Consider the following 22,844-nt stretch of genomic DNA (forward strand, 5'->3'; position numbering starts at 1 on the left):
GGTTGTTTTTTATTGATTGCTTATTGATACACCAATGATCGTAACGCTTGATCGACTTTTTCTGCCGCTAAGCGTCCTTCGCGAATCCCCCAGATGACTAAACTCGGTCCTCTTTTAGCATCTCCTGCGACTAACACTCGTTCATTGTTCGTCGTGTAATCATCGTACACTTCTCGCACACCAAAGGCATCGAAGAGTTGGGTCTCTGCACCAACAAAGCCCATTGCCAACAAAACCAAATCCGCCTTGATCACTTGCTCTGTGCCAGGGATTGGCTGAAACTGTTGATCTACTGAGACCGTTTCGATGGCGATCAACTGGCCGCGTTCGGCGCCGATAAAGGCTGTTGTGGACACCCCATGATACGTCACTTGTGTTTGCAGGACTTCAGCCGCTTCTTCTTGCCCATATCCTGTGCGGGCTGTCATTGGGTATTCAGGCCAGGGATTGCTGTCGGTACGTGTCAATGGCAGTTGGGGCGTGATCTCCAATTGACGCACAGAAGCGGCTCCTTGCCGAATCGCTGAACCAATACAGTCATTTCCAGTGTCGCCGCCGCCAATCACGACGACGTGCTTGCCAGCAAGTTTTTTACTTGTTGCCGCTTTGCCATGCTTTAAGACATCTTTGGTTGCTTCCGTCAGATAATCGACTGCAAATTGCACCCCAGTCAATTCACGACCTGGAATCTTCAAGTCACGAGGAACACTAGCTCCTGTTGCCAAAATGACCCGATCATACTGAGCGGACAATTCTTCTGCTGACAAGTCACGACCGATCTCCGTATTTGCGACAAAGGTCACGCCTAGCTCTGCCATCAAGTCAATACGTCGCTGCACAACATCTTTATCTAATTTCATATTTGGAATACCATACATCAGTAAACCGCCAAAGCGATCACTGCGTTCATAGACCGTCACTTGATGTCCTAGTTGATTCAAGCGCCAAGCAGCAGATAAACCAGCCGGTCCGCTACCAACGATCGCCACCTTGAAACCAGTCGCTTCTTGAGGCAACCCGGAGGCTTTGACCCAATCGTTTTCAAAAGCAGTATCGATAATAAAGCGTTCATTGTCGTGGATCGTGACGCCCGAGCCATTCAGTGCCTCGGTACAGCCTTTTTCACATGGAGCTGGACAAACACGTCCAGTCATTTCCGGTAATGGATTGGTTTTGGCAAGACGCTCAAAGGCGGCTTGGAAACGCCCTTGATAAACCAGATCATTCCATTCAGGAATCAGGTTGTCATTGGGACAACCGGAAACCGCCCGTTGACCGCCGTAAAAAGAACCCGTATGACAAAATGGGATCCCGCAATTCATACAGCGTGCCGCTTGCTCTTGACGCTCATTTTCAGGCAATGGCATCTGTAATTCTTGCCAGTCTTCGATACGTTCTGAAACCGGTCGGGTAGGATTTTCTACTCTTGGGTACTTTAAAAAACCAAATGGATCTGCCATATTAGTCACGCTCCTTTCCTGGGATGGTCAATTGTGGACCGACGACAGCTTCGAAGGCTTTCGTCACAAGTTCCTCCCCGATAAATCCTTGCTCAGCCAAGGTCTCCGTCGCTTGGATCATCTGATGGTATTCTGTCGGATAGACTTTGATGAAATGTTGTTGCTGATTTTCCCAATCTTCTAAAATCTCAGCCGCCTTCAATGAATCCGTATAGGCAAAATGTTGCTGGATCATCTCCTTCAACTGGTGGTCATCACCGCTTTCACCAATCCGGTACAAATCAACCATTTCCCGATTGCATTTATCAGCAAAGGTTTGATCGGGATCGTAAACATACGCCACGCCGCCGGACATTCCAGCACCGAAGTTGCGACCGGTTTTTCCTAAAATCACCACGACACCGCCAGTCATGTACTCACAGCCATGGTCACCAACGCCTTCGACAACGACTTTGGCTCCACTGTTACGGACACAAAAGCGTTCGCCAGCAATGCCGCGGAAATAGCCTTCACCACGATTCGCCCCGAAACAAGCAACATTACCGACAATCGGTGAATGCTCTGCATCGTAAGCAGCATCTTCAGGCGGCACAATGATCAAACGGGCACCACTCAATCCTTTGGCTACATAATCGTTGGCCTCGCCAATCAGTTTCAACTGGATGCCCTGTGTGGCAAACGCCCCAAAACTTTGACCAGCAATGCCGCGGTACGTAAACTGCAACAAGCCTGGTGTTACTTCGTAATTGCCAAAGCGTTCTGCGATCCAGCCCCCTAAACGAGCGCCGACTGAACGTTGAACATTATTGATCGTATGATTCATAACGATTTCTTGATTATTGTCGATGGCTGCTTGGGCAAAAGCGTCTAATTCTGGCCATTGTCGTTTCTCAAGGAATGGGTCCTTCACTTTGCGTTCGATCGGGATCGTCGTTCCAATCATTCTAGAAAAGTCTAATGATTTTGCTTTGCCTTTGGCAACGAAGCGTGGTGTCAACAATTCCGCGTGTCCTACCATCTCATCAATCGTGCGAAACCCTAGCTCGGCCATCGTTTCCCGTAAATCTTCTGCTAAAAAGTACATCGTATTGATGATGTGCTCAGGTTTCCCTGCGAAAAATTTGCGCAACGCTGGGTTCTGTGTAGCAATGCCGACAGGACATGTATTGATACTGCAAACTCGCATCATGACACAACCAATCGCAACTAGCGCTAAAGAGGCAAAGCTATATTCTTCTGCTCCTAAAAGAGCAGCAATGGCGATGTCACGCCCCGTCATCAATTTTCCATCTGTCTCTAAGGTCATTCGCTGCCGCAAATGATTCATAGCTAACGTTTGATGGGCTTCTGCAAGCCCCATCTCCCAAGGCAAGCCAGCATCCCGAATCGAATTTCTCGGAGAAGCACCGGTCCCACCGTCATAGCCTGAGATCACGACTACGTCTGCACCGGCTTTAACGACACCGGTAGCGATCGTACCCACACCTGTACTAGAAACCAATTTGACATTAATGCGGGCATACGGGTTGATTGCTTTTAAGTCATAGATCAGCTGGGCTAGATCTTCAATCGAATAAATGTCGTGATGTGGTGGCGGCGAAATCAGTCGGACACCAGGTGTTGAGCCACGAATCTCCGCTACCCATGGGAAGACTTTGTTGCCTGGCAATTGACCACCTTCACCAGGTTTTGCCCCTTGGGCCATTTTGATTTGGAGTTCGTCCGCACTCATTAAATATTCGGCGTTGACACCAAAACGGCCAGAAGCTACTTGTTTGATGCGACTATTATAATTAATGCCATTCACTGGTTTGAAACGATTTCGGTTTTCTCCACCTTCTCCACTGTTGGATTTTGCACCGATCGCATTCATCCCTTCAGCAATACAGCGATGCGCCTCTTCACTTAGAGAGCCGTAAGACATCGCACCGACTTTAAACCGTTTGACGATCGTTTCAACAGGTTCCACCTCAGCTAAAGGAATACTGCGTCTCGTGTTCCCAAAAGTCCACATAGAACGGAGGGTCGTTGGATTCTCTAACGCGTCTTGGTTCATCTCCGCCGCATATTCTTTATAAAGCGCATAGCTGCCTGTACGAACAGCTTTTTGAAACCCATAGATCGTTTTTGGATTGAACAGATGATGTTCCCCGTCGGCTTTGTATTGGAAACTACCACCCGAATCAAGATAATCCACGCGTTTCTCGCCATACGCCGCTTCATAACGCATTAAGTATTCTTGCTCGATTTGCGCTAATGAAAGTCCACCGATACGAGTAACCGTGCCGGTAAAGTATTCGGAGATGACTTTCTCAGAGATACCAACAGCTTCAAACAATTGCGCCCCATGGTAACCGGCGATCGTTGAAATCCCCATTCGTGACATGATTTTGACAATGCCCTTTTCACATGCCTTACGGTAACTTTCGATCTTCTCTGAAAGCTCAAAATGCGCCAATGTCTGGTAAGCCCCATAAGGGTGGACCCCACTTACTCCGTAGCCGACTAACATGGCATAATGATGGACCTCACAGACTTCCGCAGTATCCGCAACGATTGATACCAAGGAACGTTTGCCTTTTCGCACCAAGTAATTGTGCAGACCTGATACCGCCAAGAGAATCGGAATCGCCACTTTTCCTTCTTGCGCTTGGATGACTTCCCGATCACTTAAAATGACGATCGTTGCCCCAGAATCGATTTTTTGCTCCGTCTCTTTAAAAAGCGCTTCTAATGCTTGTTGCAAAGCTGCCCCGTTTTCTGGTACATAATCATAAAGAATCGACTGTAAAGCCGCTTTTTGACCATTTTGATCTAACTGTTTGATTTTTTCATATTCACTCGTTTTTAACACCGGACTAGCAATCTTCAGCTTATTACAATTGATTCGAATATCCTTTGAAACATCCCCATCTCGACCTAAAAACAGCTCGGTTCCGATCACCAATTTTTCGCGAATCGCATCGATTGGCGGATTGGTCACTTGGGCGAATTGTTGCTTGAAGTACGTAAACAAGGATTGGGGACGTTCGCTCAAAATAGCTAAGGGTGAATCAAACCCCATGGAGATCACTGGTTCTTCTCCCGTTTGAGCCATTGGTAAAATCAACGTGCGAATGATCTCATCCGTGTAACCATTTCGTTTCCAAAGGGTCTGGATCGCATCATCTGCTGTTTCCTCCTGCTTCTCAGTCTCAGGAAGCAGCTCTGGTGTCAATAAGTGATCCGCTAGCCACTCCTGGTAAGGATGGGCATTCGCATAATGCGCTTTGATTTCTTGATTGCGTAAGATCACCCCTTTTTTGGTATCCACCAAAAACATATTTGCTGGTCCAAGCACCCCTTTTTCAATCACTTCCGATGCTGGAAGATCCACAACGCCTGACTCAGAGGCCACGACCACAAAACCAGTTTTCGTGATCGAGTAGCGAGATGGCCGTAACCCATTTCGATCGAGTGCAGCCCCTACCAAATCCCCATCGGTAAAACATAAAGCTGCCGGTCCATCCCAAGGAGCCATAAAGCTTGCGTTGTACTCATTAAAAGCCGTCAGCTCCGGTGACAATCCAGCTTCTTTGGACCACGCTTCTGGCACCATCATCAACAATGCTTGAGGAATATCTCGCCCTTGACGGTACAAATATTCCATACAATTTTCTAGTTTCGCCGAATCAGAATTTTCATCATCATAGACTTCGATTTGATGTCCATGCATCCAATTTTCTGCCCCGCGTAACGTGTTGATTTCGCCATTATGGGCTAAGAAACGAAAAGGTTGCGCCCGACTCCAGCTTGGAAAGGTATTTGTCGAAAAACGAGAATGGGTCAATGCGATACAAGAGGTCATTTCTGGGCTTTGAAGATCTTTGAAAAATAAGCCAACTTGATAGGCATGCAGCATTCCTTTATAAACAACTGTCTTACTGGACAAGCTGCAGATAGACAACTCATCAGTATGATACGTTTTTTCCAGTTTACGTCGTAGCCGGTAAAGCTGATCTTCAAAGGGACGGCCAGCAGTTACATCGACAGGTTTTTCAATAAAGACTTGCACAAATGAGGGCATGACTTTTTGCGCCCCCGGTCCACACTGATAATAATCATAAGGCACATCCCGTTGCCATAAAACGGTAAAACCCATTTGTTGAATGTCTTTAGTTACTTCTTCTTGGACCTGTGCTGCTCGGAGCTTTTCTTTCGGTAAAAAAAACATCCCAACAGCATAGGCGCCTTTTTCAGGCAATGAGATTTCGGCCTCTTTTGCTCGCTGTTGAAAAAATGGGTCAGGCATTGCCATCAAAATTCCAGCTCCGTCACCTGTGTCAGGTTCAGCGCCAGTTCCCCCTCGGTGGTTCATCCGTTCTAACATTGTTAAGGCATTTTGCACAAGTTCTCGGGAATAGCGACCATCTTTTTGTGCAATAAACCCCATCCCACAAGCATCTTTTTCAAAAGCGGCATCGTACATCGTTTGGTTCGTTTTCCTCATCATCTCTAAATCACTCATGGAATCACACTTTCTTTCAATATTCTGAATATTCCGATTTTTAACAGTTTACAACCTGTTTTTCTATCTGGCAAGTTTTTTTTACTTGATCCGAGCTCGTTGGTTTCTTCTGTTGACTGTGAAATACTCTATCTCGAACAAACAATTGCCTACAGACCTTAAGGAAGAAACTTCGTCTAGTAAGGTTTTTTTATTATACAATAAACTGTCGAAAAATTATTGCAAACAAATGAGAATCGTTATCAATTGCCACCTATTTTCTCATATTCATGTCAGAAACGTGCGTTTTTCTCCCATTCTCAAGGAATAAGAATGAGCAAGCGCAAAAAAAGATGACCCGCAATGGGGTCATCTTTTTTCGTTCTTTTATTTTTCAAAGCCTTCTGCAACTGCTTCGGGATAGTTTTCTTTGACGATGGTTGCACAATGCCCACAAAGTGTTGGCAGTTGCTCTTCTACACCAACATCTACCCGGACTTGGCGACAACGTTCACATACTTCCCCTTCGGCTTTTTCAACTAAGATCGCCACATCCTCAAATTGATATGCCATTTCAGGAGCTGCTTCACCGGCTTCTTTGATCGTTAAGAAATCTGGTGAAATGATCAGCAGTTGTGCAATATCTGAATCGATAGCTTTTAGCAATGCCGCAACTGGCTCAGTTGGATAAACAGTGACTTTCGCTTCAAAGGACTTTCCGATCAATTTTGCATTACGCGCTTCTTCTAATGCTTTTAAGACATTGTCACGGAAATCAAGGAAGGCCCGCCAAAGATCGAGCAGTTCTTCTTGGTTAGCAAATGTATCATAGCCAGGGAACTCCGCTAACTGTACGTATTCCTCTTCTTCTTTCAAGTGTGACCAGATTTCTTCTGCGGTATGCGGAATGATCGGTGTCAATAATTTCGTCAATGCAACCGCTGTTTGATAAAAGACAGTTTGCATAGCACGGCGTTGGAAATCATTTTCAGCTTCGATATAAACGACATCTTTTGCAAAATCCAAATAGAAGGAAGACATATCGACTGTCAAGAAGTTGATGACTGTCCGGTAAATATGCAAGAAGTTATATTTTTCATAGCCATCTTCCCGAATCGTTTTGATGGTTTGATTCAAACGAACCATCATGTATTTATCGACAGAACGCAAGTTTTCAAAAGGTACGCTGTCTTTTGCTGGATCAAAATCACTCGTGTTCGCTAATAAGAAACGCATGGTATTGCGAATCTTCCGATAGACTTCTGACACTTGATTCAAGATATCCATAGACACTCGGACATCCGCTTCGTAGTCAACACTGCTGACCCAAAGACGCAAAATATCCGCACCCATTTGATTGATCACTTTTTCTGGTGCAATGGTATTACCAAGAGATTTACTCATCTTGCGACCTTCGCCATCTAAGGTGAAGCCTTGAGACAAGACGGCTTTATATGGTGCGACTTCATTGATCGCAACACTAGTCGTGATACTTGAGTTGAACCACCCACGATATTGGTCAGAACCTTCCAAGTACATGTCAGCTGGGAACGTCAATTCTGGACGTTGACGTAACACGGCTTCGTGAGAAGAACCTGAATCAAACCAAACATCCATGATGTCAGTCTCTTTCGAGAATTTGCCATTTGGTGAGCCCGGATGCGTGAAGCCAGCTGGCAGTAATTCTTCTGCTTCTTTTTCAAACCAAATCGTTGAACCATGTTCAGCAAACAAGTTTGCCACATGCTCGATCGTTTCAGGCGTAATGATGGCTTCGCCGTTTTCTGCATAAAAGATTGGCAACGGAACGCCCCACGCACGTTGACGAGAGATCACCCAGTCGCCGCGGTCGCGAATCATATTGTATAAACGAGTTTTGCCCCATGGAATGATCCAATCTACTTTTTCGATTTCATCCAAAATATTTTGACGGAACTTATCAATAGACGCAAACCATTGTGGTGTTGCCCGATAGATGACTGGTTTTTTCGTCCGCCAATCATGTGGATAGCTGTGAGTAAAGAAGTTTAGTTTTAATAGGGCTCCTTTTTCTTCTAAAAGCTCAGTGATCATTGGATTGGCTTTGTCATAAAAGACCCCTTCAAATCCTGGCGCTTCTTCTGTGAAGACCCCACGGCTATCGACTGGTGATAAGACATCTAGACCATATTTTTTGCTGACGATGTAGTCATCTTCCCCGTGTCCTGGTGCAGTGTGGACCAAACCAGTACCGGCATCCAATGTCACATGGTCCCCTAACATCAATAGAGACGTACGATCATAAAAAGGATGTTGTGCCGTCATTTTTTCCAATTGATCGCCAGCCAATTCTTGTAATACTTCGACAGATTCCCAACCGATCTCATTCGTCACGGTTTCTAATAAATCTTTTGCCACGACGAATTTGCGGCCATCGGCCAAGATTTGAACATAGGCAAAGGTTGGATTCACAGAGATTCCTAGATTCGCTGGTAAGGTCCATGGCGTCGTCGTCCAGATAACAAAAGATGTATCTGAATCAAGCAAATCTTTGCCATCTGCTACTGGGAAAGCCACATAGATCGATGGTGATTTCACATCTTTGTATTCGATCTCAGCTTCTGCTAATGATGATTCACTAGATGGTGACCAGTAAATTGGTTTCAATCCTTTGTAGATGTATCCTTTTTCTGCCATTTTTCCGAACACGCGGATTTCTGCTGCTTCATAGTCTGGTGTCAATGTGATATATGGATGATCCCAGTCACCAGAAACGCCTAAACGTTTGAAATCAGCTCTTTGTGTATCCACTTGTGTCAAAGCATATTCTTCACATTTTTTCCGATATTCTGCCAAGCTCATTTCTTTGCGCTTGATTCCTTTATTGGTCAGTACTTGTTCGATCGGCAAACCATGAGTATCCCAACCAGGTACATAAGGTGAACGGAAACCTGACATCGATTTGGAACGTACGATGATGTCTTTACTGATTTTGTTCAATGAGTGTCCAATATGGATGTTTCCATTTGCGTAGGGAGGGCCATCGTGTAAGACAAAGGTTGGCTTGCCTTCATTTAATTCTTGACGACGTTGATACAATTGATTTTCTTCCCATTCTTTTTGCCAATCCACTTCGCGGTTCGGCAAGTTGCCTCGCATTGGAAAAGCGGTTTTTCCAAGATGCAGTGTTTCTTTCATTTTCATTCTTGTTTCGCTCCTTTTCGTCTCTCAACGTTTTGGTATAGTTTCAAAATCCATCGACTCGATCAACCGATTGCTTCTATTGAACGTATCAAAATGGATAGGTTGCCATGACTTCCTTGTGTTTAGGTCTCACTGATTTTTAAAAATCAATCCTAGTGATTCCTCGTTTGGTTACTACGATCCCGGCAGTCGCCTAGTACTGTTCATCATCTATTCTGTCTTGCTTCGCAAGCCAATCATAGTGATTCTTAGTACGGTTACTACGCTCCCGGCGGTCGCCTAGTACTGTTCATCATCTGCTCTGTTCCGCTTTGCGGACCAATCGCAGTGATTCACAGCAAAAAACACGTCCGTCCCTGGTAAGGGACGAACGTGTTCGTGGTACCACCCAAATTTTATTGTCGGTTGACAATTCTTTGATGATCGGTAACGGGATCAGGCGTCGTTCTCTACTCGAGTCTTTGAAAAGTCAGCTCTTTCAAGAACGCAACTCACAGATGATCTGATTTCTTACAGGGTTTTATTTGGCTTCCACTCTCCCAAACTCGCTTGAAAAATATAAGAAATTTTTCTGTTCTGTGTCTTAGTTATTATCTGTCTTGTTCAATTCGTCTAATAAGTTTCTCGCATCATCTAATGTTTTCACTTCAGGGCTTTCACTTACATCAACGATTTTTTCATCTGATTCAACAATGTCCACATCAAATGTTTCCACTGCTTCTGAGTTTACTCCAGAACCATTTTCACTGTCAAGTTCTTTTGACAAAACTTCTCTGATCACTTGGTGGGAATCTTGTACATAGCTTGAAAATGGCGCCAAAATTTCTTCCCACTCAGGACTCTTCACTTGTTCTAATTGCGTTTGCAACATAACTAATAAGTTGTTATGGAAGACTCTGGTTTTCTTCTTCAAGTCATTTGTTTCTGTCGCCAATTGACGGGCATTGTCGGTTGCATCCGTCAAAATCTCTTTGGCTTTTTCTTCCGCTGAGGTCATCAAGGCATGCGCATGTTTTTCTGCAGTAGCAACCATTTCATCCGCACGGTTTTGAGCAGAAGTAACGATTACTTCTGATTCTTTGCTTGCGCTTGTTTTTACTTTATCCGCCGTATCTTGAGCCACGATAATGGATTGATTCAAGGCATCTTTCAATTCATTGAAATATTCAAGTTTTTCTTCTGCGTGTTTCAACGATTTTTCTAACTCACGATTGCGTTGAACGGCTTCTTCATAATCACGAACGATCATATCCAAGAAGTCATCGACTTCATCTTGGTTGTAGCCTCTCATTTTTACTGAAAAGTTTTTATTTTGAATGTCTAATGGAGTTAATGCCATATTCTATACACCTCTTTGATTTATTTACGTAATACACCTAATAACAATCTAACTTTTTCTTTTTTCGTGGTTCCTTCTAACCCCTGTATTTGAATCCGACCAAATCCTCTTACCGAAATGATATCCAGTAAATCCAGAACAAAATCTGGTCGTAATGCTTCTGTCCAGTTTACTTTTACTTTTCCTGATTCGATCAACTGTTTCGAACGCTGGCGTGAGATGTTGTATACGGCAGAGATCACTGTATCAAGACGCAATGAGCTAACCGTTTCTCTTTCCTCGGTCCAACCATCTTTAGGCACGATCAAATCGGTATATTTTGTTTCTTCCAATCGAACGGATACGTTACCGATTTTATCCACTTGGAGTTGAATAAAATGACTGACTTCAGTGGCAACGAATACTTGCCATATTTCACCATCGGAAAGAATGTCTCCAAAGTATTCCCTCTTGACTCCAGTCCCCATTAATGTGCCTAAAACTTTTCCATGACTCAACACCGTAAATTTTTTCGGGTATTGAATCGTAAATAAAGTCATGTCAAACTCATCGGTGGTGGGCTCATAGTAATCGGGATAAATCAAACAACGTCGTCTCTCAGCAGCTTCATATCCACCAAAAAAGCGGAAACTTAAATCCGTTGATTGACGAATCAAGCTTTCTAAGATATACGCTTGTCTCGGATCTAAAAAATCAGTCAAGTAAGGCGCATACTGCATTTGCACTTGTTCGATCCATCCTTGAGCGGAATCAATAAAAGGGCGTTCATCGTTTCGAAAATGTTGATAGACATTTGCGTTCACCGATAACCACCCCTTACGTTAAAATAAAATTGATTGTAGGATCAATATCAATGCTTGTGATGCTAGCTGTAAGACAATAATTGCAAATGCAATCGTAAAATCGATACCAGCAAAACTTAATTTCAATCGATCAAATAAACTCAAATACGGTTCACACACTTTTGCTAAGAAACGGCCAAAAGCGGACTGATACCCTCCTGGAAACCAAGACAAAAGTGCATAGATCACTAATAAAATGGTATACAGATAAACAGCATCACTCAGTAATTTAACGAATCTCAAGAATAAAATTGGCGTTCCTCCTCACTTTAGATATCAAAAAAATTGGTATCTGCTAATGTTTGGGCAGTGCCTTCAATTTCCATACCCTTAGGCGTGCAAAGAAAAATTTCATCGCCAACACGCTTGATATCACCATCTTCAGCGTACACTGTTCCTGTTAAAAAATCAACTATTCGACGAGCTTGGTACTCTTCAATTAAATGAAAATTAACAAGTACAGCATCTCCATTGATGACTTGCTTCGCAATCCCCATAGCTTCTGAATAAACGCGTGGTTCTACGATCGTTATTTTTCCAGCCATTTGTGGAGAAGTTTCTTTAGCTTTTGTGTCTTTGACTCTCGTATTAGTTCTTTGTTGCGCCATTGGAACGACTTTTTCTTCCGTCTTAGGCACCGATCTTACTCGTTCAGCCGCCGCTGAGGATTGTTGATAGGCAGCAGTTTGAGGCTGCTGTCTGTATTGATAGGCTTGATTTTGTGGTTGACTTGTTGTATAAGAAGCCGCTTGGCTAGAAGCACGCGTACTCGCTGTTGTTCTAGGGGCGGTAAAAGCTCCTCCTTGGTTCACAGCTGGTTTCGCTGCCGTGCGTGCAGGTTCTTCAGTGGCAAATGTTTCTTCATAAAAATCTTCTTCGTCAGTCAATCCAAAAAAATTGGTCAGTTTCTCTTTGAGCGACATCGGTCAACCTCCTTTTTTATTGAAATAATGCTGTTCCTACACGAATAAATGTTGCGCCTTCTTGAATCGCAATGGGAAAGTCATTACTCATTCCCATACTCGTTTCTAAGCAAGGGGCATGTGTAAGATGCAGGTCAGCGATCTGTTGTTGAATCCTTTTTAATTCTTTGAAAATCTGATGCTGCTCGTCTTTGGAAGCAGTGAGCGGGGCCATCGTCATCAATCCAACAACACGAATTTTGTCGAACGAAGCGAGTGCTTCAATAAAAGCCACCACCTCTTCTACGAAAATCCCTTGTTTCGTTGCTTCCTGCGAAACATTCACTTCCACAAAGCAGTTGATCGGATGCTCTGCTCGTTTTTGAATTTCTTGTGCCAGTTTGATTGAATCCAACGCATGGAAAAAATCAATCTCATTTATAACTGATTTTACCTTTCTGCGCTGTAAATTACCAATAAAATGCCAACGGACATCTGGGTAATCAGTTAATGCTGCCTTTTTTTCAAGTAGCTTTTCTACTCGATTTTCTGCACAATCACGCACACCATTTTCTAGAAGTTCTCTTGTCGTTTCTGTATCGACGGATTTTGTCACAGCTGTCAAACAGACCTCACTGGCATTTCTAGAAACAAGAGCACAGGAGTCCTGTATCTCTTGCTGGATCTTGTGCAAGTTCTCAGAAATCATGTGCTCTGCCCCCTAGCGTTTACGACGGAAAAATGGTGGTGTGCTTAATTCGTCGTCATCATTCGAGCGTACTTCATCACGGCTGAAGGTGTCGAATTCTTTCTTTTCTACATTTTCAAATGTGTTTTCTTCTACTTTAGGTCGTACATTTTGTTCTTTACGGATATCCCAATCACCAAAACCATTGCTTTCTTCTGCTTGTGCAGGACGCGCTTGGTCCATATCTAAGGTTGGTTTTTGTGGGATAGAATGAATTTGGCTTTGACTTTGTCTGCTAGAGCGAGACCCACGTTCTTTTTTAGAAGGGTCAATGCCAGTTGCAATGACAGTCACACGGATTTCATCGCCTAAGTCTTCATTGATTGATGTACCTAAAATAATATTTACATCACCTGTTGCCGCATGAGCGACGATATCAGAAGCATCTTGTGCTTCAAATAAAGTCATGTCCAATCCGCCAGTGATGTTCAATAGCACTTGTTCAGCACCATCGATCGATGTTTCTAGCAATGGTGAAGAGATTGCTTTTTTCGTTGCTTCGATCACGCGTTCTTCGCCGCTAGCAACACCGATTCCCATCAAAGCGGTGCCTTGATTTTCCATCACTGTTTTCACATCAGCGAAGTCTAAGTTGACATAGCCAGGTGCAGTGATCAAGTCTGAGATCCCTTGAACCCCTTGACGCAAGACATTGTCTGCTTCACGGAATGCTTCAAGCATTGGCGTTTTCTTGTCAACAACTTCTAACAAACGGTTGTTTGAGATGATCAATAAGGTATCGACATTCTCTTTTAATTTAGCGATTCCTTCAGCAGCAAAACGGCCGCGTTTTGGTCCTTCAAATGTAAACGGACGAGTAACGACGCCGACTGTCAATGCCCCGATTTCTTTGGCAATTTTAGCTACGATCGGTGCAGCACCGGTCCCGGTTCCGCCACCCATACCAGCGGTAATGAAAATCATATCTGCGCCTTCTAATGATTCACGAATAGAATCTTCACTTTCTTCTGCTGCTTTTTGACCAACTTCTGGTTGTGAACCAGCACCAAGACCACGGGTATATTTAGGGCCTAATTGAATGACTGTTTCTGCTTTTGAATTTTTTAATGCTTGAACGTCAGTGTTGGCTGCAATAAATTCTACGCCTTTGACATTTTCTTCGATCATACGATTGACTGCGTTGCCGCCACCACCGCCGACTCCGATGACTTTGATCACAGCGCCGTCATTGATGTTATTATCAATTGAAAATTCCATAGTTTATCTTCCTCCTGAGAATCGTTTTAGATTATTCAAAGATATTTGAGAAGAAATCTTTTACTCGGTTTGTGATCGACTCACCTTTTTTCTCTTCTTCTGTTTCTTCATAAGTTTCTTCTGGAGCTTCATATTGTTCGTAATGCACTTCTTGTTGTTGAATGGCAACGGGCTGTTGCGCGACTGTTTTTTCACCAGTGATCGCACTTTTGGCAAGCTGATAGACTTCGCTTAAGTTTGCTGAATAGTCAACGATACTGATTACATTGGTGAATACAGGATTTCTAAGTCCCATATGATTAGGAACGTAAAGCTTAACGTTTGTTTCGAATACTTCTTGAGCCAAATCTACGACACCCGGCAGGCTTGCAGCACCACCAGTCAAAATCACGCCACCTGGCAAATCAAGTCCATCAATTTCATCTAAGACTTCTTTTGATTTGGTAAAAATCTGTTCCATACGTGCTTCGATGATTTCTGACAAATAGCGTTCATCGATCTTCACAGGTTCTGATTTCCCAATCACATCCACTGGAAATTCTTCACTAGCGGACGTCCGTTCAGGATACGCATCCCCATAATTGATTTTTAATGCTTCTGCATTGTTGAAGGAGGTATTTAAAACTGTCGAAATGTCTTTTGTGACAAATTCGCCACCCTCTTGGTTCACATGGGTAAATTTCAATTGCTTGTCGTGCATCGCTGATGTCGTCGTTTGGCCGCCGCCGATGTCGATAACGATCGTACCAAAATCTTTTTCACCATCAGATAAAATCGATTCTGTCAGTGCTAATGGCGTAATGACTACTTCATTAACGATCAGACCAGATTTTTCCACACATTTACGAATGTTGTGAATGATGGTTTTTGGTCCTGTATAAACCACACCAAACATCTCTAGGCGAACACCGATCATGCCACGAGGATCTTTGATCCCTTCAAAACCATCCACTGTAAATTCTTGCGGTAAGATAGCAATGATCTGTCTTTCAGGAGGGGTTGAACGTACAAGTGCTGCGGAAGCAACATTGCGGACGTCTTCGTCGGTGATCTCTTTTGATTCACTGTTGACAGCGATCATCCCTTGACAATTTTCCACTTCAAGAAGATTGGCTGGTACACCAACACTTACACTGCGAATTTGAATTCCTGCTTTTTCTTCTGCTTGTCTTACTGCTCTTTGAATGGCTTGTACCGTTTTATCGATATCTACAATGATGCCACGGTTGATTCCTTCTGATTTTGCATTTCCTACACCAATGATATTCATTTGGCTGTCAACGTATTCGGCTACTACAACTTTTACAGATGACGTACCGATATCAAGGCCAACATACATTCCCGTTTTTGCCATGGATGGGGTTCCCTCCTACTTAAATTGGATATATAGCGAACCATCACAGTCCGTTTTTAGAGTTCATTCGAATAATTTGTTCACTGTTACCAATTCTACCATATAATGGCGCTTTTTAGAAACAAGTTAATGAAAAAAACTCTTGAATTTTTCCTAAGAATCACTATCAGCTGTTTGATTTTCGTCTGCATCGTCTTCTTGTGTATTTGAAATTGGGTAAGTAAAGATCCCAACTTCCATATCCACAATACTGTCCTCGGTCAAATCTTTGGCAATTTGCGGATAATACTGCATTTGACTCACCATATTTGAGATATTGACAATCACTTGATTGCCATCATTCATAAAGAGAGTTAACAGTTCATCATTGCTGTCACGGGGGGTGTATTTGATTTGAGAAATGCCATCTCGAATTTCTGAACTTAATTCTTGATAGGCACTGAGTGTCGCCTTGATTTTGTCTTCAGCCGAAAAATTTTCTAAAACCGGCAATCCTTCCTCTGGCTGCTCACTGATATCATCCAAAACAGCGCCATTTTCCAAAACTGGTGCATAGCCGCCATCTTTGGCTAATAAAGCCACTTCCTGGAATTCAGTGACAGTGATATCAAAACGATTAATACCAGATAAAGAAATAGAAGCATTTTTTATGCGCGGCAATTCTTTTTTGATTGCTGCTACACTCTGATTCCGTTCAAAAAATTGCGGCCACATCTCTTCATTGACGGCTAGGTCAGAATTTTTGAGAATCGCTTCTGCGGATACTTCTTGATTGCCTTTGACCACCACATTAGCCAAACGACTAAGCGGCGAAACAAAATACAAAACAATCAGCAAAGGAATCATCAGTAAACCGATAATCAGCGCTAAACGGCGAATCAATACTTGATTGCGGTACGCCTTTAGATTAGGTAGCCGATCAGCAAAGGAGCGAGCCTTTTTTTCTGGCTCAGGCAACTCTTCTTTCCCAGCGTCGGTTTCTTCTATCGCTTGTTCTGCTTCAAAAAGTGCTTCTTCTGCCAACTCCTCTTCATCTTCATGCGCTTCTTTCATGTCTTCTGTTTCTTCAGAAGCGGGTGAAGACCAAGCTGGCTGATTGCCTTTTTCTTGCAAATATTTTAGATTTTCTTTTTGCCAAGGGGTCAACTCTTCCGTTGACGAGGGGGTTTGATCATCATGAGGTGTTTTGTCTTTACTAATGATAATCGCTCCTTTCTATCCCACACATTGTACTATTTGATTACCTCTTGCACAAGTCGAAATAATCGTTCCGAGGCATCGCTGATCCCTTGTTCTTTTGATGCTTTGGCCATCTTACTACGAAGGGCTTCATCTTGCATGATACTATCTACTGCTTCCACGAGGTTTTGGCTGTTTAGTTCATGATCGGCAATCATTTTGACTGCTCCTGCATTAGCTAAACTTTGGGCGTTCTTTGTTTGGTGGTCATTAGTCACATAAGGGCTAGGAATCAGAATTGCTGGAATCCCTAATGCCGTAAATTCGGCAATCGATGTGGCACCTGCTCGTCCAATCAACAAATCACTATTTGCCATCACTTCTGCCATTTGATCGATATAGGGACGAATACTGATATTAGGGAAAGCATCTTTTGACATCCCGATTTTTTCTTCGATCTCTTTGTAATACCTTTCGCCAGATGCATAAAGTAACTGATACTCTTTTTGAGCAAAAAGCGGCAGCGCATCAATGATCGCTTGGTTGATTTTCAGAGCTCCTTGACTCCCACCAAAAACCAAAACCGTTTTTTTCGCCGGATTTAAATCGTAAGAAGACAAAATCGTCGACTTTTGACTATTCCGTACTTCTTGACCCCTGGGATTGCCCACAAGCACCGTTTTCTTCGCTGGAAAGTATTGAGAAGCATCGTGAAAAGCAATGGCGATTTTATCCACATACTTGGTTAGAAACTTATTGGTGATTCCAGGAACACTATTTTGTTCATGAATAATGGTAGGTATTTTCAACTTCGCTGCAGCAAAGACCACGGCGCCAGAAACATAGCCGCCGGTGCCAATCACCACATCCGGTTGAAACTCCTTGATGATTTTCTTTGCTGCATAATAGCTTTTCATGAAAAGCTGGATCGTTTTTACGTTATCAAAAGACAGCTTACGCTTAAAGCCTTGGATCTCTAACGTTTTAAAAGGAATACCTGTTAGAGGGACGATTTTATTCTCTAAGCCCCTTGTTGCACCAATGTATAAAAATTCGGCTGTCGGGTCAATCTCTTTTACGTAATCGACAAAAGACAACGCTGGATAGATGTGGCCGCCAGTACCGCCGCCAGTCACAAGTATTTTCATGTCCTTCACTCATTTCTATTTAAGTTCTGCTACTGCCGCCATAAATTTGTCGCCGCGAACTTCAAAATTAGGGTATTGATCCCAACTTGCATTCGCCGGTGACAATAGAATCGTATCTCCAGCAGCACTTAAAGAAAAGGCAACTGGGACGGCTGTTTCAACATTGTCTGTCATTTCAATCGTTTTTACGCCAGCTGCTTGAGCGGCTGCGGCTAATTTTTCTTTTGTTTCTCCAAACACTACGATAGCTTTGAGTCCTTTTAGTGCTGGAACCAACTCATCAAAACTGTTGCCACGGTCCAAGCCGCCTGCCAATAAGACCAATTTCTCATTGTCAAAACCGCCTAAGGCCATTTCTGTTGCTAAGATGTTGGTTGCTTTGGAATCATTGAAAAATTTCACCTGATTGATGGTGGTGACATACTGGGTCCGATGAGGTACCCCAGTGAAGGTTTGCAACGCTTGTTTGATTGCTTCGTTTGGCATATTGCAAAGTTTTCCAACAGCGATCGCCGCTAAGGCATTTTCAATATTGTGTGCCCCTGGTACGCCAAGTTCCTCCGCTGCCATAATTGCTTCTTCTTTATAGTAGAGCATCCCATCAAGCATATATGCTCCTGCTACTTTTTCCTTGGTGGAAAAAGGAATGATTTTCGCCTTTGATTTGGCCGACAGTGCTTCTAGTTCCGGTTGGTTCCAGTTGATCACTAAATAATCGTCAGCGGTCATTCGTTGTTGCAAGCGCCATTTTGCTAAGACATATTCCGGGCGACTACCATGGTAATCGATATGGGCTTCATATATATTCGTGATGACAGCGATTTTCGGCCGTAAGGTATCGATTCCCATCAATTGGAAACTTGAAAGCTCCATCACCAAGCGATCTTCAGGCTTAGCTGTTTGAGCAACGGAACTTGCAGGAAACCCGATATTTCCAGAAAGCAATGCCTGTCCTTTTTCCATTCCAGCATTCAAGACATTGGCGATCATAGTCGTTGTGGTGGTTTTTCCATTCGTACCAGTAATACCGATAATCGGCGCTTCAGAGATTTGATACGCTAGTTCCACTTCCGTGATCACAGGAATTTTTTTCTCTAAAGCTTTTTGAACAAGAGGTTGTGAATAGGGGATCCCTGGATTTTTAACGACTAGCGAAAATCCTTCATCCAATAATTCAATCGGGTGGCTGCCAGTGATCACTTTGACCCCTAAAGCCAAAAGATCTTGTGCTTCTGGATTTTCAGCAAATGGCTTTCCGTCATTAACGGTCACAAGTGCGCCCAAATCATGTAACAATTTGGCCGCACTGAATCCACTACGCGCTAATCCTAGCACAAGAACTTTTTTATTTTGATATGTTGTAATTTTTTTCATTTTCTTCATCTCCTACCATACAAGGGCTATTGTGAGCAACGAGCAACCTAACGCGATACACCAAAACACAGTGTCGATCTTCCACTCAGACCATCCGCTCATTTCAAAATGATGATGGATGGGTGACATCTTGAAGATTCGTTTGCCTGTTAATTTGAATGAGGCAACTTGCAGCATCACGCTTGCTGTTTCACAAACATAGACCAGTCCGACAAGCAATAGGGTCCATTCTTGGTGTAAAAGAATCGAGATAGCTGCCAGCAGACCGCCTAAAGCCAGTGAGCCGACATCCCCCATAAAGATTTTTGCCGGTTTGCGATTGTAGGGAAAGAAGCCGATCAATCCGCCGATGATCGCAAGACAAACGATTAACACATCGATTTGATCTTGTCGCCAAGCAATCAGTGCGTAAGTTGAAAAAGAAATCGTGCCCAGTCCTGCGACTAGCCCATCGATACCGTCCGTCAAGTTGACTGCATTTGAAAAACCAACAAGCCAAAAAATGACGAACAAGCCATAAAAAATCGATAGCGACACGTCTATCCCAAAGAAATTCAGTACATCCGCATTGCCTTCGGATCGGAAAACAAAGTAAAAGACGAGTCCGCCTAAAATCTGTCCAATCAGCTTTTGCAACGAGTTCAGCCCCATATTTCGTTTGCGGAAAATCTTGATGAAGTCATCAAGAAATCCTAATGCACCATAAACCAAGGTAATGAACAAAAGAATGAACAATGAAGCAGTCAATTGATTTTGCCATGCTCCTACCCAGATGGCAGTGATCATTGCAGAAATCAAAAATACAAACCCACCCATCGTTGGTGTACCGGCCTTTACATTGTGCCATTTGGGGCCGTCACCACGTATTTCCTGTCCGTATTTCTTCATTTGAAAATAGCCGATAAACAAAGGCATTGTGGCTGTTACGATCGCAAAGCCACTTGCCAAAGGTAATATCATCTCTGTCCATTCCATATTGTTCTCTCCTATTTATTCGTTTTCACTTAGTGTAAACTTGATCGATTGTCCTGATAATTCGGTGTATGGTTCCACGCTTTGTTTGGTACAATAGCCGTTTCCTTCAAAACTGACGTCTACATTCAGCAGACTACCAAATTTGATTAAGTCTGCTTTTGACCAAGAAGTCGTATCCGGCATATAGTACTTATCGCTGTCGGTAACGAGCAGTACCCGTCCGCCAGGCATGATCGAAGTCCCACTGTCAACCGATTGGGCAATGACTTTTTCACCATCCCCGATGACTACCGGGATCAATCCAGCTTTTTGAACATCCGTTGCAGCCGATTCTGTATCGAGATTGCGATAATCCCCCACAGTTGTTTCGCTACCAGATGTTGTGCTTTCTTCTAATGCAGAGTTTTTCAGATCCATGACCCGTTTCATCAATGGATTGGCAATTTCACCCAACACGGTGCTTTCGTGCTTCTCTGGTAATTTAATCGTCAAATACAAAATGTATTCTGGTTCTTCTGAAGGAAACATCAAAACAACGGAATATAGATAATTGGTGCCACCAGACAAATACTTACCGGTTGTTGGATCGGCTACTTGGGCCGTTCCCGTTTTTGCAGAAATGTTGTAGCCAGGTAATTCATAAACGCCATAGGCACTTCCATAATTTTCACTCTCGACAACATCACGCATATATTCACGGACCTCTGTTGCAGCCTCTTTTGTGATCGGATGGCCGACCTCTTCTGGTTGCGTGACCGTTTCTTCTCCAGTATTGCCATCAACGATTTTACTAATAAATTGTGGTTTCAGCATCGTTCCATTATTTGCGACCGATGTGAAAGCCTGCATCATTTGGAAATTCGTCACACCAATCGCTTGACCAAAGGAAGTCATCGCTTGGCTGACAGGATTATCTTCTGGGGTGATTCCAGTATTTTCGTTAGGCAATCCTGAATAGGTGCTACGACCAAAGCCAAATTCTTTTAAGTATTGTTGCCAACGATCAGCCATCCGCTGCTCCAAGGTCACCATTCCGATATTACTGGACCATGAAAGAGCTTGGCGCATCGTCAGTGTTCCTTTTTGACCAAAGTCCCAGTCATTGATGGTTGCATCGTAAAGTTTTAATCCATCAGGACTTGGGGTAAAGGTTTCGTTCTCATTGAAGATGCCTTGATCGATGGCAGCTGCTGTCGTCAAAATCTTCATGGTTGATCCTGGCTCATAGTTGTCTTCAACTAACAGATTTTGCCAATCATTGATCGAATCCAAATTTTCTGGATTGTAGGTTGGTCGTTGCGCCATCGCTATGATTTCGCCGGTTTTGGCATCCATTAAGTTCGCTGTTAAGTTTTCTGGTTTGTTTTCTTTAAAGACGCTGTCCATCAGCGTTTCCAAATAGCTTTGGATTCGACTATCGATGGTGGTGTAAACGTCTTTCCCGTCAACGGCTGCGACGGTCTCTGCTACTGTTCCGGGCAGCGGGTTTTGATTGTTATCTTTTTGATAAACGATCTCACCATCAGTTCCCGATAATACATCATTGTAAGCAGCTTCCAACCCAGTTTTGCCGACTAGACCAGTATCGTCATCATTGGCAACAGCATACCCGATAAAGTGAGAAGAAAAGACCCCATTCGGATAAAGGCGAGCTGGATGGCTATCAAAATGGAAGCCGGCAATATCTTCTTTTTCCATTGCATCTTCGATCGCATTTTTTTGTTCTAATGTAATATTATTTCCCTTGCTCCCAAAAGAGACCCGCCACAATTGTTGCTCAAGGCCATCCTCTAACGTATTGACTGCTGTTTCTTGATCAATGGACAATACATCTGACAAAATTTTGGCCAACTTATTGAAGTTTGCCTTTTCTGCAAAGAGATTTTTGTTGCCATCTTTGTAATTCTGATTCAAAACAGCATAAATGGAATACGAGGTCACATCTTCGGCGATCGGAATCCCATTACGGTCATAGATTGTTCCACGTTTCGCTTTGATCACTTCGCTGCCTTCATAAAGATTTTTGGTCTTTTCTGCTAATGAAGTTCCCGCGACATCCCCGACAATGACGATATAGCTCAAACGCGTGACAAACAAAAAGAACAATCCAATACTCGTAGCAAAGAGAATAATACCTACTTTTTTGCGATTGTTCGTTGTAGTTTGATTGTTCTTTTTTAAGTATTGCTTGAATTTATCTGTTAACTTCATTTAGTCCACTTTCCTTAAATTGCCATCATCGATCGACAATCCATTATCCTCAGCAATCTTTTGGATGCGCTCGGTTTTAGAAAGTTCATTTTTCTCTTGTTCCAACTGTTCTGCTTGTGTTGTTTTCTCAGTGATATCCGATTGGATCAAGGAAATATCATGCTCAACTTGGCTGATATTGGTCCGAATATTGATGGTCAAGATTGCCAACGTCAATACAGCGATAATCACAAAGGCAGCAATCAGTTTTTCTAGAGTAGAAATACTTTTTAACCGACGAGCCGGAGATGCTGGTACACGGATGACCTCAGGACGCTGGGGATCAGTAGGCAGTTTTTCAGTTGTCGGTTCAGAGTGATCCAAAGGTTGTGATTCAAGAGGTTCTCTGAATTCATAGTCATGAACTTTTAGTTCTGCCATAGTTG

Annotated in this window: 16 protein-coding genes; all 16 read right to left on the reverse strand. The window is 43.3% G+C overall.

Annotation, left to right across the window (positions count from 1 at the left end; translation table 11 throughout):
• Positions 1-20: 20 nt before the first annotated feature.
• Complete coding sequence (locus IGI89_RS00845) at positions 21-1,460, reverse strand: glutamate synthase subunit beta (RefSeq protein WP_008377350.1); 1,440 nt, start codon at positions 1,458-1,460, stop codon at positions 21-23.
• Position 1,461: 1 nt separating this feature from the next.
• A complete protein-coding gene (gene gltB / locus IGI89_RS00850; RefSeq protein WP_438735136.1) occupies positions 1,462-5,967 on the reverse strand; it encodes a glutamate synthase large subunit in 4,506 nt (1,501 codons plus the stop codon).
• A gap of 366 nt (positions 5,968-6,333) precedes the next feature.
• Complete coding sequence (gene ileS, locus IGI89_RS00855) at positions 6,334-9,129, reverse strand: isoleucine--tRNA ligase (RefSeq protein ID WP_315042630.1); 2,796 nt, start codon at positions 9,127-9,129, stop codon at positions 6,334-6,336.
• Between the two features lie 583 nt (positions 9,130-9,712).
• Complete coding sequence (locus tag IGI89_RS00860) at positions 9,713-10,468, reverse strand: DivIVA domain-containing protein (RefSeq protein WP_005237274.1); 756 nt, start codon at positions 10,466-10,468, stop codon at positions 9,713-9,715.
• A 20-nt stretch (positions 10,469-10,488) separates the two neighbouring features.
• A complete protein-coding gene (locus IGI89_RS00865; RefSeq protein WP_005237275.1) occupies positions 10,489-11,271 on the reverse strand; it encodes an RNA-binding protein in 783 nt (260 codons plus the stop codon).
• Between the two features lie 18 nt (positions 11,272-11,289).
• A complete protein-coding gene (locus tag IGI89_RS00870) occupies positions 11,290-11,553 on the reverse strand; it encodes a YggT family protein (protein ID WP_005228822.1) in 264 nt (87 codons plus the stop codon).
• Positions 11,554-11,579: 26 nt separating this feature from the next.
• The gene (locus IGI89_RS00875; RefSeq protein ID WP_438735139.1) at positions 11,580-12,233 is read right to left on the reverse strand and encodes a cell division protein SepF; all 654 of its coding nucleotides are present in this window, start codon (positions 12,231-12,233) and stop codon (positions 11,580-11,582) included.
• A gap of 16 nt (positions 12,234-12,249) precedes the next feature.
• Positions 12,250-12,921, reverse strand: a complete 672-nt coding sequence (locus tag IGI89_RS00880) for a YggS family pyridoxal phosphate-dependent enzyme (RefSeq protein ID WP_008377340.1) — start codon at positions 12,919-12,921, stop codon at positions 12,250-12,252.
• A gap of 12 nt (positions 12,922-12,933) precedes the next feature.
• Entirely contained in the window at positions 12,934-14,178 is a 1,245-nt protein-coding gene (gene ftsZ / locus IGI89_RS00885) for a cell division protein FtsZ (RefSeq protein ID WP_005237278.1), read from the reverse strand.
• Positions 14,179-14,209: 31 nt separating this feature from the next.
• On the reverse strand, positions 14,210-15,532 hold the full coding sequence (gene ftsA, locus IGI89_RS00890) for a cell division protein FtsA (RefSeq protein ID WP_438735142.1): 1,323 nt from the start codon (positions 15,530-15,532) through the stop codon (positions 14,210-14,212).
• 153 nt (positions 15,533-15,685) lie between these two features.
• The gene (locus tag IGI89_RS00895; protein ID WP_005237280.1) at positions 15,686-16,678 is read right to left on the reverse strand and encodes a cell division protein FtsQ/DivIB; all 993 of its coding nucleotides are present in this window, start codon (positions 16,676-16,678) and stop codon (positions 15,686-15,688) included.
• 86 nt (positions 16,679-16,764) lie between these two features.
• Entirely contained in the window at positions 16,765-17,859 is a 1,095-nt protein-coding gene (murG, locus tag IGI89_RS00900) for an undecaprenyldiphospho-muramoylpentapeptide beta-N-acetylglucosaminyltransferase (RefSeq protein WP_438735144.1), read from the reverse strand.
• Between the two features lie 15 nt (positions 17,860-17,874).
• Positions 17,875-19,233 (reverse strand): UDP-N-acetylmuramoyl-L-alanine--D-glutamate ligase, encoded by a 1,359-nt coding sequence (murD, locus tag IGI89_RS00905; RefSeq protein ID WP_042890037.1) that lies wholly within the window; start codon positions 19,231-19,233, stop codon positions 17,875-17,877.
• Positions 19,234-19,245: 12 nt separating this feature from the next.
• Positions 19,246-20,208: a phospho-N-acetylmuramoyl-pentapeptide-transferase gene (mraY, locus tag IGI89_RS00910; RefSeq protein ID WP_005237283.1), complete on the reverse strand. Its 963-nt coding sequence runs from the start codon at positions 20,206-20,208 to the stop codon at positions 19,246-19,248.
• Between the two features lie 15 nt (positions 20,209-20,223).
• Positions 20,224-22,419 (reverse strand): penicillin-binding transpeptidase domain-containing protein, encoded by a 2,196-nt coding sequence (locus tag IGI89_RS00915; protein WP_008377336.1) that lies wholly within the window; start codon positions 22,417-22,419, stop codon positions 20,224-20,226.
• A complete protein-coding gene (gene ftsL, locus IGI89_RS00920; RefSeq protein ID WP_008377334.1) occupies positions 22,420-22,839 on the reverse strand; it encodes a cell division protein FtsL in 420 nt (139 codons plus the stop codon).
• Positions 22,840-22,844 lie beyond the last annotated feature (5 nt).

Source organism: Enterococcus sp. AZ141 (assembly GCF_051714385.1).
Classification (GTDB): Bacteria; Bacillota; Bacilli; order Lactobacillales; family Enterococcaceae; genus Enterococcus_D; species Enterococcus_D entomosocium.